The following is a 1341-nucleotide window of genomic DNA, read 5'->3' on the forward strand; positions in this document are numbered from 1 at the left end:
CAAACCGCCGACACCATCGGTCAAAGCATGGGGGCATCGCGGCTGGGGTTGTCTCTTTCATCGCTGCTCTTTCAACGTAAAGTGCTTACTCTTTAACGATTATACTCGATTTGATCTTTATTTAGCGTTTAAGTCCCATTAGTGCCAAGCGCACCGTCAGTGCGAACGGTTTTGTCCTCGATATTCCCGTTAAGGCCACCACCAAGTTCGCCTCGCCCCGGGTGTGGCTGGATGATTGGGCCAAAAAGAACCGTAAACGGCTGCCACCCGAACCGGAAGGGGCGGTCAACCTAGAACTGGATCTATTTCCCCCGCAATCAGTACGGGTAGAGGTGGTCGATGACCTGACACCAGAAGAGGAACGTCAACGTCTGTTCTGGGAGCGCAAGGTAGAAAGGGCTTTCTACGAAGCGGGAACAGCCTTGAAGGAACTGCGGGATAGACGACTGTACCGTTCTACCCACAAGACTTTTGAGGAGTATTGCCGTGATCGTTTTGGTTATTCTCGTCGTAAGATGGACTATCTGATTTCTGGTTCTGAAGTTTTTGAGAATCTGCAAACGAGAACCATTGGTTCTCAATCAGACAGAGACGAAACGAGAACCATTGGTTCTGAAATTTTGCCAATCTCCGAGCGTCAAGTCCGTCCCCTAACTCAACTAGAACCAGACCAACAGAGGGAAGTTTGGCAGCAGGCGGTAGAAGCTGCTGGTGGTAAAGTCCCGTCCGGTCGCATCGTCAAGGATATTGTACAGCGCATCCGGGAGCGAAGCAAAATTCCCATACCCTACCGGGTCGGTGATGTTTGCGAAATCCTGATCAAAGATAACCCAGATTTACGGGGTCTGGGTGGTTGTTGGTGTATCGTGATCGAGGTGAGAGAATTTTCCTGTCTGGTGCGGGCTTGGAACGGTGAATATACCGTTAGAGAGGAGAATTTAAGGGATTTGCAGTATTCCCCCGACCACCGGCAAAAGATGCAACAACTGAGTGATCGTCTGGTTGAACTCCGGTCGTTAGGGGAAGAGGAGACGGTGAGGGCTATTCTAGAAACGTTGGGTTCTTTGAAACGTCCCTACCTGAACCCTTGGGAAGAAAAGTTATTGGAGTTTTTGGAAGGATATAATGCCCGTTGATACGGTAGAGTATAGCCCTTTAAAGCTAAGAGCAAAACGTGACGGGAAAGCTAACTTATATTTTGCTTGCCCTTGTTCTATCGATCGCATCCCCTAGCGATTTTTTCCCAGTCGAACCGGCGATCGATCCTGCCACGGTTGAGGTGAGGGCATTTCTCAGAAAGATGACGTATCAACTGATTTACTGTTGACGAGGAGTTTGTGC

At 49.4% G+C, this 1341-nt stretch carries 1 protein-coding gene; it reads left to right on the plus strand.

Features of this window, described 5'->3' with window-relative positions:
* The first annotated feature begins 221 nt into the window (after window positions 1–221).
* Window positions 222–1136 carry a hypothetical protein gene (locus tag O9295_RS04070; protein WP_288031908.1) on the plus strand — a complete coding sequence of 305 codons (915 nt, stop codon included), beginning with the start codon at window positions 222–224 and terminating at the stop codon, window positions 1134–1136.
* The last annotated feature ends 205 nt before the right edge of the window (window positions 1137–1341 follow it).

Source organism: Microcystis sp. LE18-22.4A, from assembly GCF_027531105.1.
Classification (GTDB): Bacteria; Cyanobacteriota; Cyanobacteriia; order Cyanobacteriales; family Microcystaceae; genus Microcystis; species Microcystis aeruginosa.